This is a genomic window from Mycobacterium gallinarum, assembly GCF_010726765.1.
Classification (GTDB): domain Bacteria; phylum Actinomycetota; class Actinomycetes; order Mycobacteriales; family Mycobacteriaceae; genus Mycobacterium; species Mycobacterium gallinarum.
The window spans coordinates 3,657,125-3,674,165 of the sequence record NZ_AP022601.1 but is presented as its reverse complement, the minus strand read 5'-3'; the positions used below and the strand labels follow the sequence as shown (position 1 = coordinate 3,674,165).

Annotated in this window: 13 protein-coding genes and 1 pseudogene; 8 read left to right on the top strand and 6 right to left on the bottom strand. The window is 66.1% G+C overall.

The features are described 5' to 3' along the window. Positions 1-50: 50 nt before the first annotated feature. Together G6N42_RS17895 and G6N42_RS17890 are read left to right on the top strand one after the other, a co-directional pair. Positions 51-1,604, top strand: a complete 1,554-nt coding sequence (locus tag G6N42_RS17895) for an NCS1 family nucleobase:cation symporter-1 (RefSeq protein ID WP_163730853.1) — start codon at positions 51-53, stop codon at positions 1,602-1,604. Further along, positions 1,601-2,317, top strand: coding sequence for an aspartate/glutamate racemase family protein (locus G6N42_RS17890; RefSeq protein ID WP_163730852.1), 717 nt, complete (start codon positions 1,601-1,603; stop codon positions 2,315-2,317). Before G6N42_RS17895 ends, G6N42_RS17890 begins: the two co-directional genes overlap by 4 nt. Here the strand turns inward: G6N42_RS17890 and puuE are convergent. The 4 genes and pseudogenes from puuE to G6N42_RS17870 all read right to left on the bottom strand — a co-directional run bounded on the left by puuE (position 2,299) and on the right by G6N42_RS17870 (position 6,616). Continuing rightward, positions 2,299-3,186 (bottom strand): allantoinase PuuE, encoded by an 888-nt coding sequence (gene puuE, locus G6N42_RS17885; RefSeq protein WP_163737727.1) that lies wholly within the window; start codon positions 3,184-3,186, stop codon positions 2,299-2,301. The two genes, G6N42_RS17890 and puuE, sit on opposite strands and share 19 nt — an antisense overlap. A gap of 17 nt (positions 3,187-3,203) precedes the next feature. Continuing rightward, positions 3,204-4,166: an allantoicase gene (gene alc, locus G6N42_RS17880; protein ID WP_163730850.1), complete on the bottom strand. Its 963-nt coding sequence runs from the start codon at positions 4,164-4,166 to the stop codon at positions 3,204-3,206. Continuing rightward, positions 4,163-5,400 (bottom strand): annotated as a pseudogene (locus G6N42_RS17875) (DUF6986 family protein). The gene alc and the pseudogene G6N42_RS17875 overlap by 4 nt, the downstream one beginning before the upstream one ends. Further along, positions 5,393-6,616 (bottom strand): pyridoxal phosphate-dependent aminotransferase, encoded by a 1,224-nt coding sequence (locus G6N42_RS17870; protein WP_163730848.1) that lies wholly within the window; start codon positions 6,614-6,616, stop codon positions 5,393-5,395. Before G6N42_RS17870 ends, G6N42_RS17875 begins: the two are co-directional and overlap by 8 nt. Positions 6,617-6,670: 54 nt before the next feature. Here G6N42_RS17870 and G6N42_RS17865 point away from each other — a divergent pair, with 54 nt between their 5' ends. From G6N42_RS17865 to G6N42_RS17845, 5 genes are all read left to right on the top strand, one after another. Further along, positions 6,671-7,777 (top strand): alkene reductase, encoded by a 1,107-nt coding sequence (locus tag G6N42_RS17865; protein WP_163730846.1) that lies wholly within the window; start codon positions 6,671-6,673, stop codon positions 7,775-7,777. A 208-nt stretch (positions 7,778-7,985) separates the two neighbouring features. Next, complete coding sequence (locus G6N42_RS17860; RefSeq protein WP_163730844.1) at positions 7,986-9,197, top strand: acetyl-CoA C-acetyltransferase; 1,212 nt, start codon at positions 7,986-7,988, stop codon at positions 9,195-9,197. A gap of 10 nt (positions 9,198-9,207) precedes the next feature. Then, positions 9,208-11,355: a 3-hydroxyacyl-CoA dehydrogenase NAD-binding domain-containing protein gene (locus tag G6N42_RS17855; RefSeq protein ID WP_163730842.1), complete on the top strand. Its 2,148-nt coding sequence runs from the start codon at positions 9,208-9,210 to the stop codon at positions 11,353-11,355. An 82-nt stretch (positions 11,356-11,437) separates the two neighbouring features. Continuing rightward, positions 11,438-13,273, top strand: a complete 1,836-nt coding sequence (locus tag G6N42_RS17850) for a S9 family peptidase (protein ID WP_163730840.1) — start codon at positions 11,438-11,440, stop codon at positions 13,271-13,273. A gap of 9 nt (positions 13,274-13,282) precedes the next feature. Continuing rightward, complete coding sequence (locus G6N42_RS17845) at positions 13,283-14,764, top strand: class I adenylate-forming enzyme family protein (RefSeq protein WP_163730838.1); 1,482 nt, start codon at positions 13,283-13,285, stop codon at positions 14,762-14,764. Here the strand turns inward: G6N42_RS17845 and G6N42_RS17840 are convergent. After that, complete coding sequence (locus tag G6N42_RS17840) at positions 14,761-15,186, bottom strand: pyridoxamine 5'-phosphate oxidase family protein (protein WP_163730836.1); 426 nt, start codon at positions 15,184-15,186, stop codon at positions 14,761-14,763. The genes G6N42_RS17845 and G6N42_RS17840 overlap by 4 nt on opposite strands. A gap of 45 nt (positions 15,187-15,231) precedes the next feature. Continuing rightward, positions 15,232-15,465 (bottom strand): hypothetical protein, encoded by a 234-nt coding sequence (locus tag G6N42_RS17835; RefSeq protein ID WP_163724412.1) that lies wholly within the window; start codon positions 15,463-15,465, stop codon positions 15,232-15,234. A gap of 169 nt (positions 15,466-15,634) precedes the next feature. On the opposite strand from G6N42_RS17835, the gene G6N42_RS17830 reads away from it, so the two are divergent. Next, positions 15,635-17,038, top strand: a complete 1,404-nt coding sequence (locus tag G6N42_RS17830; protein ID WP_163730834.1) for an amidase — start codon at positions 15,635-15,637, stop codon at positions 17,036-17,038. Positions 17,039-17,041: the final 3 nt, after the last annotated feature.

The following is a 17,041-nucleotide window of genomic DNA, read 5'->3' as shown; positions in this document are numbered from 1 at the left end:
GGTAGTTCGTAGGAAATCCCTGTGCAATACGTCGTGGATAGCGTCCGCGCATGACCGACCTCGACACACCTCAGACCACGAAGGACCTGCCCCCAGGCGCGGTTGTCGGCGCGGGTGACCTCGTCGAAGCGTCCGGCCACCCGGTCGGCGGCGGCGTCATCAAGCCGGGCTACGACCCACGCCTGACCAACGAGGACCTCGCCCCGCTCGGCAAGCAGACGTGGACGTCATACAACATCTTCGCCTTCTGGATGTCCGACGTGCACAGCGTCGGCGGATACGTGACAGCGGGCAGCCTTTTCGCGCTCGGCCTCGCCAGTTGGCAAGTGCTGGTGGCGCTGCTCGTCGGCATCACGATCGTCTATTACTTCTGCAACCTGGTCGCCAAGCCCAGCCAAGCGGCCGGCGTGCCCTATCCGGTGATCTGCCGCACCGTGTTCGGCGTCCTGGGCGCGAACATCCCGGCGATCATCCGCGGGCTGATCGCCGTGGCGTGGTACGGAATTCAGACCTACCTGGCGTCGGCAGCGCTGGATATCGTGCTGCTCAAGCTGTTCCCCGGCCTCATGCCGTACGCGGAGGTCGAGAACTACGGCTTCGCCGGACTTTCCTTGCTTGGCTGGGGCAGCTTCCTGCTGTTGTGGGTGCTGCAGGCCTGCGTGTTCTGGCGTGGCATGGAGTCGATTCGCAAGTTCATCGACTTCTGCGGGCCGGCCGTGTACGTCGTGATGTTCATCCTGTGTGGCTACCTGATCGCCAAAGCCGGTTGGGGCGCCATCGATCTCAATCTGGGCGATGTCACCTATACCGGATGGTCCTCGCTTCCGGTGATGCTCGGTGCCATCGCACTGGTGGTGTCCTACTTCTCCGGACCGATGCTCAACTTCGGTGACTTCTCGCGGTACGGAAAGTCGTTCGCGGCGGTGAAGAAGGGCAACCTGCTGGGTCTGCCCGTCAACTTCCTGGTGTTCTCGGTGCTGGTGGTCGTCACCGCCTCGCTGACGCTGCCGGTGTTCGGTGAATTGATCACCGACCCGGTCGAGACAGTGGCGCGAATCGACTCGACTTTCGCCATCGTGCTCGGCGCGCTGACGTTCACGATCGCCACGATCGGCATCAACATCGTCGCCAACTTCATCAGCCCGGCTTTCGACTTCTCCAATGTCAGCCCGCAGCGAATCAGTTGGCGCGCGGGCGGCATGATCGCTGCCGTCGGATCGGTGCTCATCACCCCGTGGAACCTCTACGCCAATCCCGAGGTCATTCACTACACACTGGAAACTCTCGGCGCGTTCATCGGCCCACTGTTCGGCGTGCTGATCGCCGACTACTACCTGGTGCGCAAGCAGAAGGTGGTTGTCGACGACCTCTTCACCATGGATGAGGGCGGCAAGTACTGGTACACCAAGGGGTACAACAAGGTTGCGGTGATCGCCACCGCCATCGGCGCTGCACTAGCCGTGATTCCCGTTCTGCTGGGCGGGTCGGTGGTGGGTATGCACACCGCAGCGCAGTACAGCTGGTTCATCGGTTGCGGTGTGGCGTTCGTCGTCTACTACCTGATGGCGACCCGCGACGCACTGGTCGCAGAATCGGTGTCGTGACACGGATCTGGGTGATCAACCCGAACACCACCGCTTCGATGACAGCCACGATCGAACGATGTGCTCGTGCCGTCGTCGCACCGGACACCTCGGTCACCGGCGTCACCTCAGAGTGCGGGCCGTCGTCGATCGAGAGCCACTACGACGAGGCGATGAGTGTGCCGGGGCTGCTTCAACTCGTCGCGCGGGGTGAGCGAGAGGGCGTTGACGGCTACGTGATCACCTGCTTCGGTGATCCGGGTTTGGACGCTGCCCGCGAGTTGGCGCAGGGTCCGGTGATCGGTATCGCCGAGGCGGCCATGCATACCGCAAGTCACCTGGGCCGCGGCTTCAGCGTCGTGACCACGCTTGCCCGGACCATGGGACGCGCCGCTGACCTCGCGGAACACTATGGTATGCAACGGTTCTGCCGCGGCATCCATGCCTGTGAAATCCCGGTGCTCGATCTCGAGACCGATCCCGTCGCCCGCAAGGTCGTCACCGAGGCCTGCCATGATGCGATCGAGGCCGACGGCTCCGATGTCGTGGTGCTCGGATGCGCGGGAATGGCGGACATGTGTGCGCAGATCTCCGCCGAGCTCGGCGTGCCCGTGGTCGATGGTGTCAGTGCCGCGACACTGACCGTGCAGTCGCTGGTAGCCATGGGCCTGCGTACGTCGGAGCGCGGCGAGTTCGCCGCACCGCCGGCGAAGGACTACACGCTCGGGGGATGAGTGGCGCGCCAATGGTCGGCGACTTCGATCCGTCGCGCAATCCACACTCGATCGTGGGTTTGCACGTGATCGAGGAATCGTTGCAGCGACGCGGCGCGCGCGGGACGTCCGACGATGCGGCAGTGCAGACCTATCGACAGCATCTTCGGTTGGCCCGCAAGGCCTTCGGCGTAGAGGACGTCGAAGGCGTCCCGCAGATGTGCGAAGAACTCGTCACCGTTGGCGAAGCCCGCGGGCGATGCGAAGCGCATGTCGTTGGTGTCCAACGAATACGGTATGACGAGGTGATCGGTCTCGCGGACACGGACCCAGTAGGGCAGGTCGTCGGCGTACGAGTCGGAGTCGTAGACGAAGCCGCCGTGCTCCACGACCAGGTCGCGGGTGTGTGGCGAATCCCGGCCGGTGTACCAGCCGAGCGGACGGGCGCCGACGAGGTCGGTCAGGATGGCGACCGCTTCGGCCATGTGTGCTCGCTCGGTGTCCTCGTCGATCAGCTGGTAGGACTTCCAGCGCAGTCCGTGACAGGCGACCTCGTGGCCGAGTTCGGTGAACGCCGCGACGGCTTCGGGGTTGCGTTGCATGGCGCGGGCGACCGCGAAGATCGTCAGTGGCAGTCCCCGGTCCTCGAAAATCCTTAGGATCCTCCACAATCCGGCCCGCGAGCCGTACTCGTAGAGCGACTCCATGCTCATGTGCCGATTGCCGAAGGGCTCGGCCGGCGTGATCTCGGACAGAAATGTTTCCGAGGCCGGATCACTGTCGAGGACGCAGTTCTCGGCTCCCTCCTCGTAATTGAGGACGAACTGTACGGCGATGGCGGCGTCGCCCGGCCACTGCGGGTCGGGCGAGTGGGCTCCGTAACCGATCATGTCGCGCGGGTAGTCACTCACAGCAGATCCCCGAACATCCGCAGCCGGGCCAGGCCACCGTCGGGGAAGATGTCCAGTAGGGCCTCGGACACGGTCGTTTCGGTATCGATCGGAAAGCGGTGCCTGGTGTCGGGCAGCAAGTTGGTCCGGGGGAGCAGCTCCACCCATTCACCCTGTGGGTCAAGACCCTTCAGCGATGCTGCGGCGGGGCTGTTGTCGATGAAGTAGGACGTGTCGATCTCCACCAGTCGCACCCGGCCCGGCCCCGCCAACCGGATGTGCACCCAGTCGTTGGCGTCGTCACGTCGGCGCGCCGTCTCCCAGCCATCACCCATGACCTTGGCCAGCCCGGGGAAGATCAGGTTCTGCGGCGAGCTGTAGAACCGGTTCGAGCAGTCCAGCACCAACCCACCGTTCTCCAGTGCGGCCAGATCGACCGGCCCGCTGCCGAGGAACCGGCGGTCGGGCCTGCCCTCGCCGTGGACGCGCAACCGTGCCACACCGCCATCGGGATAGATGCGTAACCGTACGTGCGTCCAACGACGTTCGGAGGTCACCTCGAAAGGGTTGCGGCTGTCGCCGTAGACCTTGACGCGGTCGACGAGGCATTCCCAACCCGGCTCGGCGACAAGCTCTTCCGCGGTCGGATACCCCTCGACCTCCAGGGCGTCCAGCGCCGCCTCCGGCGGGAAATTGCCCTTGAACCAGGCGGTGTCGATGACCACGCCGCGGATCACCCCGGGTACGCCGAGCCGCACGATCGCCTCGTCGAAACCGGGTTCGCGGCGGCGTCGCGTCTCCCAGCCGTCGTAGATCTGGCCGCGGTGGCCGAACGTGGCCGGCTGATACTTCGCCGGCCCCGGCTTGATCAGGTTCTCCTTCTCGGCGAACGAGTCGTCGTTGGCCCACACGACGGCGCCGCCTGCCGTGCGCAGCGCAAGGTCGGGGAGCCACGTGAAATCCGGTGCGGAATCGGTCATGAGTGCTTGCGTTCCTTCAGGTTTCGCAGGACGGCGAGGTCGGCACCAGGTGCGGCGGCCAGTACGTCCTCGATGGCGAACGCGTCGGCCCCGAGCCCGCGCAACACGACGGTAGCCAGCGCCTCGGCTGTCGCCGGCTCGTCGACGATCGCGCCGCCGCGGCGGTCGAGGTAGGCCTGCAGGCGCGGCGCGGCCGCTGCCAGGGCCGCGCGGAAGAACGTGACAGTGGCCAGCCAGCGCGTCACCAGGTGCCCCGGGTGCATGTCCCAGCCCTGGTAGTAACCACGTTCGAGGGAACGGGTGACCAGGTGGTGATGGCGCCGGATCGCCGATCGGACCTCTTCGCCGGTGCCGGTGGGCGTTACCTGAGTGGACCCGTCGACGACGCGCACACCCGTCTGTGCCGCGGCGGCCATCATGACGGCCTTCGCATGATCGGCGACCGGATGGTCCAGCGCCTGCTGCTGCGGCGCGATACCGCATGCCGCGCTGTAATCGTAGGTGCCGTAATGCAATCCAAGGCAGCGCCCCTCGCTGAGGTGCAACGCCTTCGCGACGTGGCGGTGCCGTCGGCGCCGAGAATCGCCTGCGGACTCTCGATCTGCAACTCGAATCGCAACGTGCCGTCCGGCAGTCCGTGCGCCTGCTCGAGGGCCTCGCACAGCCACACGGCCGCGGTGGCCTGTTCGGCCGCTCGCAGCTTCGGCACCGTGAATACGAAGCCCGACGGGACGTCGCCTGCCGCGTCGAGAACCAACTCGAGGGTTCGGACGGCACGTGTGCGTTCCGCGGACGTCAATCCCTTGATGCGGATACCGCAGACATCGGTCTCCAGTGCCGCGAGGGTGTTACCGGCGCGTCGGGCGTCGCGGTCCTCGGTGTCGTCGGCACGACGTCCATAGCCGTCTTCGAAGTCCAGGCGCAGATCCTGGATGGGTGCGGACTCCAACCGGCGCCGCACGATGTCGACCGCGTCCGCTCCGCCGAGTTCGGTGACGAGGTCGCGGTGGTCGTCGAGCAGTTCGGTGGCGGCCGCACCCCACTCCTGCGGTGTCTCGGGTGTGGCGTCGGCGGCGCTGACGTACACGCTGTGCACGGGTTGGGCGGTGTCGCCGTCGCCGGGGTAGCCGGTCTGCAGATCCGCGTCCACCCCCGCCAGCAATTCGTCGATGCGGGCGCGGAGGGTCGAAGCTATCGGCCTGCCGGGTTCTGCCACCAATCCATCGTCACAGATGGAGCCCGTCACGTCTTATCGACGACAGTCGGCGGATCGCCTCGTCGAGTGTGTCGTCACGCTTGCAGAAGGCGAAGCGCACCAGATGGTTCCACTGCGCGAAGTGCGCACTCTGCGGATCGCAGAACGCCGCCATCGGGATGGCCGCCACACCCGTCTTCTCGGGCAGCTGTGCGCAGAACTCCGTGCTGTCGTGAAAGCCCAACGGGCGCGGGTCGGCGCACAGGAAGTACGTGCCGAAGCTGTCGTGCACCTCGAAGCCGAGGTCGGCAAGCGCCGAGCCCAGTTTGTCGCGCTTGGCCTGCAATGAATCCCGCAACGCTGTCACCCACGCATCTTCGGTGTTGAGCGCGTGGGCGACCGCGGGCTGAAACGGCGCGCCACCGACATACGTCAGGTATTGCTTGGCGGCGCGGACACCGGCGATGAGTTCGGCTGGGCCGCAGGCCCATCCGATCTTCCAGCCGGTGACGTTGAACATCTTCGCCGCGCTCGAGATGGTGATGGTGCGCTCGGCCATGCCGGGATAGTTGGCGAGCGGAACGTGCTTGTGACCAGGAAAATCGGAGTAGACGAGATGCTCGTAGACCTCGTCGGTGATGACCAGGAGGTCTTTGTCGACGGCGAGTTCGGCGATGCCCGCGAGCTCGGCGTCGCTGGCGACCATGCCGGTCGGGTTGTGTGGGGAGTTGACGATCAGCGCTCTGGTCTTCGGCGTGACGGCGCGGCGGAGACCGTCGACGTCGATGGCGAAACCACGACCGTTCTGAAGCATCGGTACCGCCCGCCGCTCGCACCCCGCCATCGCGAGCACGGGGGAGTACGAGTCGTAGAACGGCTCGATCAACAACACCTCTGAGCCGGGTTCCACGAGGCCGATCACCGAGGCGGCGATGGCTTCGGTGGCGCCGACCGTCACGAGCACCTCGGAGTCGGGGTCATAGTCGGTGCCGAAGTTGCGCTTGCGCTGCGCGGCGATCGCCTCGCGCAGCGGCGCGATGCCCAGGCCCGGCGGGTATTGGTTGACGCCCTCGGCGATCGCGTCCTCGGCGGCCCTGAGCATCTCCGGCGGGCCGTCCTCGTCGGGGAAGCCCTGGCCCAGGTTGACGGCGCCGATGCGTGCGGCCAGCGCCGACATCTCGGCGAAGATGGTCACCGCATAGGGCTGCAGCCGCTTCACCGGAGCCGCCCGGCCGGCGACATGAGGCTCGGTCATGGCTTTCGAGCGTAGGCCAGGAATGAAAGCGGGCTCGACAGCGCTTACTGCGGCGTGGCCTTCACACTCGATCCCGACGCTTCCCTGCTGAAACCGGTCCGAATCGGCGACACCGTCGCCCCCAACCGGATCTTCATGGCGCCACTGACCAGATCGCGCGCCCACGCCGATGGCACGCCGTCCGACCTGGCCACCGCGTACTACTCCCAGCGCGCGGCCGCGGGTCTCATCATCAGCGAGGCGACCGCGGTGTCGGAAGCGGCCAACGGCGCGTACGTGAATACGCCCGGCATGTACACCGATCGCCATCAGGAGCAGTGGGCGGAGATCGCCGCCGCCGTGCACGAGGCGGGCGGCCGGATGTTCGTTCAGCTCTGGCATGTCGGCCGAATGGGACACCCCGACATCAGCGGTGTCGAAACCGTCGCACCATCCGCGATCGCCGCCGACATGGCAGCGCACACGCCGACGGGCAAGAGCCCGCTTCCCGTGCCGCGCGCCCTGCGCACCGACGAGATCGCCGGCATCGTGGCCGATTTTCGGGCCGCTGCGCGTCGCGCCGTCGACGCAGGGATGGATGGCGTCGAGATTCATTCGGCCAACGGATATCTGCTGCACGAGTTCCTGTCCGATGTGACCAACCGTCGTGACGACGTCTACGGCGGAGAGCCGCGCAACCGCGCGCGGTTGACGGCCGAAGTGGTCGAAGCCGTCGCCGACGAAATCGGCGCCGGACGTGTCGGCCTACGCATTTCGCCAGGAGGCTCCGCGGGTGACATGCGTGAGGTGGACGAGGTGTCGGCCTACGAGGCGCTGCTGCAACGGATCGCGCCCCTGGGCATTGCCTACCTGCACGTGCTGATCGACCCGACGTCGCGCACCTTCGGTGTGTTGCGCGCGCTGTGGTCGGACCCGCTTGTGTTGAACACCGGCAGGGACACCGAAACCGACTTCTGCCAGCTGGAGAGTTTCGCGGAGTGGGGTGCGATCAGCGCGGCGACGGTCGGGCGCGCATTCCTCGCCAACCCCGACCTGATCGACCGCCTGCTGCTCGGTGCCGAACTGAACGAACCCGACGTCGCGACGTTCTACGCGCCGGGCCCCGTGGGCTACACCGACTACCCGACGTTGACAGAGTTGGAAGAGCCGCAGTCGGCCTGACCCGTCTCTGCCGAACGTGGGTTACCCACACGCAGATCCTGCGATTGCTGTGCGGGTAACCCACGTTCGCGCGGTAGTCAGCGGTAGTCATGCGGCTACTCAGGCCACCCAACCAGCCGGTTGGGTGGGGCTGTTAGGCTGGCGCGCAGAGGACGACCGCCCAGGTGGGCAGGTGTCCCAACAACCCATCTGAACAGGAAATATCTTCATGTCTGAAGAAGCCTTCATCTACGAGGCCATTCGCACGCCTCGCGGCAAGAACAAGAACGGCGCCCTCAATGAGGTCAAGCCCGTCAACCTGGTCGTCGGCCTCATCGACGAGCTACGCACCCGCTTTCCCGACCTGGACGAGAACCTCATCAGCGACCTCATCCTCGGCGTCGTATCACCCGTCGGCGATCAAGGCGGCGACATCGCCCGCACCGCAGCGCTGGTGGCCAAGCTGCCCGAGACCACCGGCGGATTCCAGCTCAACCGCTTCTGCGCGTCCGGCCTGGAGGCCGTGAACACCGCCGCGCAGAAGGTCCGCTCCGGCTGGGACGACCTGGTGCTGGCCGGCGGCGTCGAGTCGATGAGCCGCGTTCCGATGGGCTCCGACGGCGGCGCCTGGGCCACCGATCCGGAGACCAACTACCGCATCGGCTTCGTCCCGCAGGGCATCGGCGCCGACCTGATCGCGACCATCGAGGGCTTCTCCCGCGAGGACGTCGACCGCTACGCACTGCGCAGCCAGGAGAAGGCCGCCGCCGCATGGTCGGGCGGCTACTTCGCCAAGTCCGTCGTTCCGGTGAAGGACCAGAACGGTCTGGTCATCCTCGATCACGACGAGCACATGCGTGCCGACACCACCCTCGAAGGCCTGGGCAAGCTGAAGACCGCGTTCGACGGCATCGGCGCCATGGGCGGCTTCGACGATGTGGCGCTGCAGAAGTACCACAATGTCGAGCGGATCAACCACGTCCACACCGGCGGCAACAGTTCCGGCATCGTCGACGGCGCCGCCCTGGTGCTCGTCGGCTCAGAAGCTGCAGGCAAGTCGCAGGGCCTGACCCCGCGCGCCCGCATTGTCGCCACCGCCACCAGCGGTGCCGATCCCGTCATCATGCTGACCGGCCCGACGCCCGCCACCAAGAAGGTGCTGGACCGCGCGGGCCTGACGGTCGACGACATCGACCTGTTCGAGCTGAACGAGGCCTTCGCCTCGGTGGTGCTGAAGTTCCAGAAGGACCTGAACATCCCCGACGAGAAGCTGAACGTCAACGGTGGCGCCATCGCGATGGGTCACCCGCTGGGCGCCACCGGCGCCATGATCACCGGAACCATGGTCGACGAGCTCGAGCGCCGCAACGCGCGCCGTGCGCTCGTGACGCTGTGCATCGGCGGCGGCATGGGTGTCGCGACCATCATCGAGAGGGTGTAGGACCACCAAAATGAGCACTGTGAACACCATTCAGTGGGACAAGGATGCCGACGGCATCGTCACCCTGACATTGGACGACCCGACCGGTTCGGCCAACGTGATGAACGAGCACTACCGCGAGTCCATGCGCAATGCGGTGGAAAAGCTGGTGGCGGAGAAGGATTCGATCACCGGCGTCGTCATCACCAGCGCGAAGAAGACCTTTTTCGCCGGCGGCGACCTGAACTCGATCATCCAGGCACAACCCGAGAATGCCGGTGAGTTCTTCGACGAGGTCGAGGGCATCAAGCGCGACCTCCGTGCGCTGGAAACACTGGGCAAGCCCGTGGTCGCCGCCATCAACGGCGCGGCGCTCGGTGGCGGCCTGGAGATCACGCTCGCGTGCCACCGCCGGATCATCGCCGACGTGTCCGGCGCGGTCGTCGGGTTCCCCGAGGTGACGCTGGGTCTGCTGCCCGGTGCCGGAGGCGTTACCCGCAGCGTGCGGATGTTCGGCATCCAGAAGGCGTTCATGGAGGTGCTGAGCCAGGGGACGCGTTTCAAGCCGGGTAAGGCCAAGGAGGTGGGTCTGGTCGACGAGGTGCTGCCGACCGTCGACGACTTGGTTCCTGCCGCGAAGGCCTGGATCAAAGCCAATCCCGACAGCCACACCCAGCCGTGGGATGCCAAGGGCTACAAGATGCCCGGCGGCACCCCGTCCAGCCCAGCGCTGGCGGGCATCCTGCCGTCGTTCCCGGCGCTGCTGAAGAAGCAACTCAAGGGTGCGCCGATGCCTGCGCCGCGGGCCATCCTGGACGCGGCCGTCGAGGGCGCGCAGGTCGACTTCGAAACCGCGTGCCGCATCGAGAGCCGTTACTTCACGTCTCTGGCCACCGGACAGGTTGCCAAGAACATGATCCAGGCGTTCTTCTTCGACCTGCAGCACATCAACGGCGGTGGCTCACGGCCGGACGGCATCGCCCCCGTCAAGATCAACAAGATCGGTGTGCTCGGCGCGGGCATGATGGGCGCCGGCATCGCCTACGTCTCGGCGAAGGCGGGATTCGACGTCGTGCTCAAGGACGTCTCGACCGAGGCCGCGCAGAAGGGTAAGGGCTACTCCGAGAAGCTCGAAGCCAAGGCGCTGGAACGGGGCAAGACCACGCAGGAGAAGTCCGACGCGTTGCTGGCCCGCATCACCCCGACGGCCGACGCCGCCGACTTCAAGGGCGTCGACTTCGTCATCGAAGCGGTCTTCGAAAGCCAGGAGCTCAAGCACAAGGTGTTCCAGGAGATCGAGGACATCATCGAGCCCAATGCGTTGCTCGGCTCGAACACCTCCACGCTGCCGATCACCGGTCTGGCGACCGGTGTGAAGCGGCAGGAGGACTTCATCGGGATCCACTTCTTCTCACCGGTCGACAAGATGCCGTTGGTCGAGATCATCAAGGGCGAGAAGACCTCTGACGAGGCGCTGGCCCGCGTGTTCGACTACACGCTGGCCATCGGCAAGACGCCGATCGTGGTCAACGACAGCCGTGGCTTCTTCACCAGCCGCGTCATCGGCACCTTCGTGAACGAAGCGCTGGCGATGCTCGGTGAGGGCGTCGCGCCGGCAAGCATCGAGCAGGCGGGTTCGCAGGCCGGCTACCCGGCGCCGCCGCTGCAGCTCTCCGACGAGCTGAATCTCGAGCTGATGCACAAGATCGCGGTCGCTTCCCGCAAGGGTGTCGAGGACGAGGGCGGCACCTACACGCCGCACCCGGCCGAGGCCGTCGTCGAGAAGATGATCGAACTCGATCGTCCGTCACGGCTGAAGGGTGCCGGCTTCTACGAGTACGTCGACGGTAAGCGCACCGGTCTGTGGTCGGGATTGCGTGAGACGTTCAAGTCCGGCAGCACCGAGATCCCGCTGCAGGACATGATCGACCGGATGCTGTTCGCCGAGGCGCTGGAAACGCAGAAGTGCCTTGACGAAGGCGTTCTCACGTCGACCGCCGATGCCAACATCGGCTCGATCATGGGCATCGGCTTCCCGCCTTACACCGGTGGGTCGGCGCAGTTCATCGTCGGCTATGAGGGTCCGGGCGGCGTAGGCAAGGACGCGTTCGTCGCGCGCGCCAAGGAGCTGGCCGCCAAGTACGGCGACCGTTTCAACCCGCCGAAGTCGCTGCTCTAGCGTCAGCAGACGCGAAAACCCCCGAAAGTCGCAACTTTCGGGGGTTTTTGCGTCTGTTCACCGGATCGGTGACGATAGTCCGATGGCCGACGTGAAGCTCATTCCGCTCGAAGTGCTGCTTGGCAACCCAGAGCGGGCGGGAGCGCAGATCTCGCCGGACGGCGCGCGGTTGTCGTACATGGCGCCGTTGGACGGCGTGATGAACGTGTTCGTCGGCGACGCCGGAGCGGACAACGAACGACCGGTCACCCACGACACCGAACGCGGGATCCAGGGGTATTTCTGGTCGTACGACAACCGCCGCATCATGTACGTGCGGGACAAGGACGGCAGCGAGAACTTCCGCCTCTTCGACGTCGACCTGGAGACGGGCGTCGAGCGCGACCTTACTCCGTTCGACGAGGTGCAATGCCAGATCATTGCCCACCGCAAGGAATTTCCCGACGTCGTGCTCCTCGGCCTGAACAAGGACAACCCTCAGCTGCACGACATTTACCGCCTGGATCTGACGACGGGAGAGCTCGAGAAGATCGTCGAGAACCCCGGGTTTGTCGGTTGGGTGGTCGACCCCGACCTGAAGGTCCGCGGCGCCGTGCAGCCACTGCCTGACGGTGGCGCGGTGTTCCTGGTGCGTGACGACGAGGCGTCGGACTGGCGCCCGCTGTTGCAGGTGCCGCCGGAAGATGCGGAGACGTCGGGGCCGCTGGGCTTCACCAGGGACGGCCAGGCCATGTACGTCCAGACCTCCGTCGACGCCAACACCGGTCGTCTGGTGAAGATGGACGCAGCGACGGGTGCTTTCGACGTGATCGCCGAGGATGCGGATCACGACATCGCGGGCGCGATGTTGAACCCGGACACCCGCGAGGTCGAGGCCGTGCTGGTGTACCGGGATCGCCTGGAGTATCAGGTGTTCGACGACGCGGTCCGTGGTGACATCGAAGTGCTGCAACGGCTGAGCACCGGCGACCTGTCGATCACCGATCGAAGCGCCGATGACATGACGTGGCTGGTGACCTTCGACGACGACAGCGGCCCGGTGAAGTTCTACACGTGGGACCGTGACACGAAGACGGCGACGTTCCTGTTCGACCATCGACCGCAGCTCAACGACTACCCGCTGGTGCCGATGGAACCGTTCAGTTTCACCGCGCGCGACGGGCTGACGATCCACGGCTATCTGACCGTCCCGGCAGAGGTCGAGCGCTCCGGTCTACCTGCGGTACTCACCGTGCACGGCGGGCCGTGGGTCCGCGACGCGTGGGGGCTGGACCCCGAGGCGCAGTGGCTGGCGAACCGGGGCTACGTGTGCGTGCACGTGAACTTCCGCGGCTCCAGCGGCTACGGCAAGAACTTCCTCAACGCCGGAGACCGCGAATGGGGCGCCAAGATGCACGACGACCTGCTGGACGCTGTCGAACACCTTGTCGCACAAGGCATCGTCGACCGCGACCGCGTCGCGATCTACGGTGGTTCCTACGGCGGCTATGCCGCTCTGATCGGCGCGACGTTCACCCCCGACGTCTTCAGATGCGCGATCTCGATGGTCGGTCCGTCGAATCTGAACACCCTCATCGCGTCGATTCCCGAGTACTGGAAACCGCTGCTGTCGATGTTCCACAAACGGGTCGGCGACGACGAGGACTTCCTGTGGTCGCGCTCGCCGCTGTCCAAAGTCGACAACATCCGAATCCCCATCCTGATCGCGCAGGGTGAGAACGATCCGCGGGTGAAGCAGGCGGAGTCCGAACAGATCGTCGCCGCCATGAAAGAGCACGGCATCGACCACGAGTACGCCCTGTACGAGAACGAAGGCCACGGCCTCGTCAAACCCGAGAACCGCCTCGACTTCTATCACCGGGCTGACCGATTCCTGGCAAAACATCTCGGCGGTCGCGCCGAGGACTTGACTCGCTAGATTGACGGGGTGCCCGGGAGCTTCACCGAATCGTTCGCCAATGGCTTGGCGAGCTACGGCGACCGCCAGTGCATCCAGTTCGAGGGTCGGTGGTACACCGGTGACGAGGTCGCCGCATACGGTGCCGTGATCGCCGACGTCTTGCGCAGCGCTGGTGTCGGCGACGGCGCACCCGTCGGTCTCGTGGTCCGCAACCGGCTGCAGCACGCCGCCGCGATCATCGGCTTCCTCGCCATCGGCCGCCCAGTCTCGATGATCTACTCGTTCCAGTCGCCCGAGGCGATCGGCCGCGACATCGAGAAGCTGGAACTGTCGGCGATCATCGCGGATCGCGAGGACTGGACGCACGAGGTCATCGCGGCGTGCATGCGGGCAGGTTGTGCGGGCGTGGCCATCTCGCTGACCGACCCGACGGTGGCACTGGTCGAGGGCCTCGAGCGACGAGACCAGTCGCGAAAGCACGCCGACGTCGAACCCGGTGTGGCACTGCAGATCCTGACCAGCGGTACGACCGGCCCGCCCAAGCGGCAGGCGATCATGACGCCGGTGCTCGAGCGCACCGTGTTCAGTGTGACCAGCGGTGAGACCGCACCGTCGGATGCACCACCGGAACTGGCGTACTGGCAGTTCGGCGGAATCGGCGTCTGCCAGCTCGTCGCGGGTGTGTACAACGCCAGGCGGATCGTGATGCTGGAACGCTTCTCGGTCGAGGGATTCGTCGACGTGGTCAAGACGCACCGCATCACGCGTTCTGGTGTGCAGCCCGCGGTGGTGCGCATGCTGCTGGACTCCGAGGTCGCCAAGGAGGATCTGGCGTCGCTGGAGTGCCTGATCAGCGCCTCGGGGCCACTCGACCAACAGACCCGCGCCGAATTCGAGGAGCGCTTCGGCATCCCCATCCGGTTGGCTTACGGTGCAACGGAATTCGCCGGATCGCTGTGCGCCTGGACGCCGGACCTCGTCGACGAGTTCGCCGAATCCAAACGCGACAGCGTCGGCAGGGCGCTGCCTGACACCGAGGTGCGCGTCGTCGACGCCGATACCGGCGCGGAACTGCCCGCCGGTGAGCAGGGTCTGCTCGAAGCGAAGGTGGCGCCGATCAGTCCGGATTGGATCCGTACCACCGACATCGCGTCAATCGATATCGACGGCTTCGTCTACCTGCACGGTCGTGCCGACGGCGCGATCAACCGCGGCGGGTTCAAAATCATGCCGGAAACGGTTCGGCGCGTGTTGATCTCGCATCCCGCCGTGCGCGATGCGTGTGTGGTCGGCGTTCCTGACCCACGGCTGGGCCAGGTGCCGTTCGCGGCGATCGAGGTGGTCCAGGGGATGACGGCGCCATCCGACGATGAACTGAAAGACCTTGTCCGCCAGGAGCTGCCGGCGTACAACGTGCCGGTGGCCTTCACCGTCGTCGACGAGCTGCCGCGCAACCCCGCGCTGAAGGTCAGCCTCCCCGCGGTGGCCGCGCTCTACCCGAAGGGCTAGACCGCTCCCAGGTCGGATGACAGCCAGTGCTGCGGCTTCATGAAGATGGCGACGCCCTCGCCGTGCTCGCGGCGGGCGAATTCGAGGTAACCGTCGACCTTTTCCGGCGGCAGATAGCGCTTGACCATCTCGACGAGTTGTTCGTCAGTGGCCGGTTCGATGCGGCTGACGGGGCCGTCGACCGCGACGTAGCGCACCGTCGGCTCGAGGCGCTGGGCCATCAGAGTGAACTCGCCCTGCGTTTCGATCAGGCGATGCTTGCGCGAGCCGGCACCCGTGTGAATCCAGGGTTCGCCGCCGGGACTGTACTGGTACCAGATCGGCACCGTCAGCGGTCCGCGCTTGTCGCCGGCGCTCACCGAGAGCGCCCCGACGTGGGGCTCAGCCAGAAACTGTTCGCGTTCTTCCTTGGAGAGGGCCATGGCGCCAGGCTAGCGCCGCCCCCCGTCAAGTACGTCTGGCCTGCGTCAGCAGCCGATCCGCGAGAAGAACGCCACGGCGACGAGGCCGATGATGAACGCCACCTGCGGCTGTCCCATGGCCATGGTGCTGACGATGCCCGCGATCGCGGCAATGGCGATCACGACGAGCAGCAGGACATAGAACCATCGAACGTGGTGGTGGCTGTCTGCACGAACCGGGTGCGACTCCAACCCCGTCAGCGGGTCACGGACCACAACCGCCTCCTTTGTGACATGCATCACATCGATCTTAGCTTTGTGAGCCACACCATATAACACCGATCCGGCTTCCGCGATGCCGATGATCAGATGTCGCAGTTGCAGCCTGATAACGGCCCGACCACTGCGTATCTGGTGAACACTGCCACATGACCCCGGCGCAAAACGGGGAAGTACGAGACGAGCGAGCATGACGGATCTCTGTCAGTTGCCGGCCCACCAGCTGGTCGCGCTCATGGCGGCGGGCACGGTTTCGTGCCGTGACGTCGTACACGCGCATCTTGCGCGAATCGAGGCGGTCAACCCCGCGCTCAACGCGCTCGTGCAGGCCACCGATCCCCAGCAGTGTCTGACGGCCGCGGCCGAAGCCGACGATCGGGTCGCGCGCGGCGCCCCGCTCGGCCGGGCGCACGGACTGCCTGTTGTGGTCAAAGACGTCATGCACGTCGCGGGGCTTCAGTGTTCGGGCGGCAGTGCGGTGCTGCGCGCGACCGCAGACAGGGATGCGACCGCGGTCTCCAGGCTGCGCGGCGAAGGCGCCATCGTGCTCGGCCTGACGAACGTCCCCGAGATGGGCCGCGGCGGCGAATCCAACAACAACGTCTACGGCCGCACCAACAATCCGTTCGACCTGTCGCGCACACCTGGCGGTAGCAGCGGCGGGTCGGCGGCCCTGGTGTCCGCCGGCGGCGCCGCATTGAGCGTGGGGTCCGACGGCGGCGGCAGCATCCGACAGCCGTGTCACAACACCGGAATCGCCGGCCTCAAGCCGACCCACGGCCGAATCCCGCGCACCGGCAGTGTGTTCGGCGACGCGCTCGGCATCTTCGGCCCGTTCAACTGCTGCGGCCCGCTCGCCCGGACGGTGGCCGACCTTCAGTTGGGCCTGTCGATCATGAACGGTCCGGATCTGCGCGATCCGTACACGGTGCCCGCGCCGCTCGGCGATCCGGACGACGTCGACGTCTCCGCCCTTCGCGTCGCCACGTATCTCGACGACGGCATCTCGCCGCCCGGCGACGACGTCGCCGCCGTCGTCAGCGATGTGGTGCAGGCACTGACGGGAATGGTCGGTGTCGTCGAGCACAACAGCCCGCCCTGCCTGGTACGCACCATGGAGTTGCTGTGGGAGTCGGTGTTCCTCGGCGGCGATCGGGGCCGGGGGTTCGAAGCGGATCTGGCCGCCATCGGGGCCACCGATCCCTCCGAGGAACTCGCTGAGTTCCTCAAGCAGGCGCGGCTGGTCGAGTTCTCGCTGTCCGACGCGCGAAGCAGGCTGGCCGACATCGACACCTACCGCATCGAGATGCTGGAGTTCATGGCCGACTACGACGTGATCGTCGGACCCGTGATGCCGACCGCGGCCAAGCCCCACCATCACGGGCTCGTCGAGATTTCTGACTTCTCCCATCTGATGGCGCACAACCTGACTGGCTGGCCTGCGGCGGTGGTTCGCTGCGGCACCTCGAAGGAGGGTCTGCCCGTCGGTGTGCAGATCGCGGCGAGACCGTGGCAGGACGCGACGGCGCTCGCGGTCGCGGGTCGGCTGGAAGCGGTATTCGGAGGATGGCGGCCCCCGCCGTTGTTTGCATAGAGT

What these genes read in the sequence shown, in the direction of transcription:
- G6N42_RS17895 (WP_163730853.1), top strand. Translation starts at nt 51, where the DNA reads ATGACCGACCTCGACACACCTCAGACCACGAAGGACCTGCCCCCAGGC.
- puuE (WP_163737727.1), bottom strand. Translation starts at nt 3,186, where the DNA reads ATGATCGGTTACGGAGCCCACTCGCCCGACCCGCAGTGGCCGGGCGAC.
- alc (WP_163730850.1), bottom strand. Translation starts at nt 4,166, where the DNA reads ATGACCGATTCCGCACCGGATTTCACGTGGCTCCCCGACCTTGCGCTG.
- G6N42_RS17870 (WP_163730848.1), bottom strand. Translation starts at nt 6,616, where the DNA reads ATGACCGAGCCTCATGTCGCCGGCCGGGCGGCTCCGGTGAAGCGGCTG.
- G6N42_RS17860 (WP_163730844.1), top strand. Translation starts at nt 7,986, where the DNA reads ATGTCTGAAGAAGCCTTCATCTACGAGGCCATTCGCACGCCTCGCGGC.
- G6N42_RS17855 (WP_163730842.1), top strand. Translation starts at nt 9,208, where the DNA reads ATGAGCACTGTGAACACCATTCAGTGGGACAAGGATGCCGACGGCATC.
- G6N42_RS17850 (WP_163730840.1), top strand. Translation starts at nt 11,438, where the DNA reads ATGGCCGACGTGAAGCTCATTCCGCTCGAAGTGCTGCTTGGCAACCCA.
- G6N42_RS17840 (WP_163730836.1), bottom strand. Translation starts at nt 15,186, where the DNA reads ATGGCCCTCTCCAAGGAAGAACGCGAACAGTTTCTGGCTGAGCCCCAC.
- G6N42_RS17835 (WP_163724412.1), bottom strand. Translation starts at nt 15,465, where the DNA reads ATGCATGTCACAAAGGAGGCGGTTGTGGTCCGTGACCCGCTGACGGGG.
- G6N42_RS17830 (WP_163730834.1), top strand. Translation starts at nt 15,635, where the DNA reads ATGACGGATCTCTGTCAGTTGCCGGCCCACCAGCTGGTCGCGCTCATG.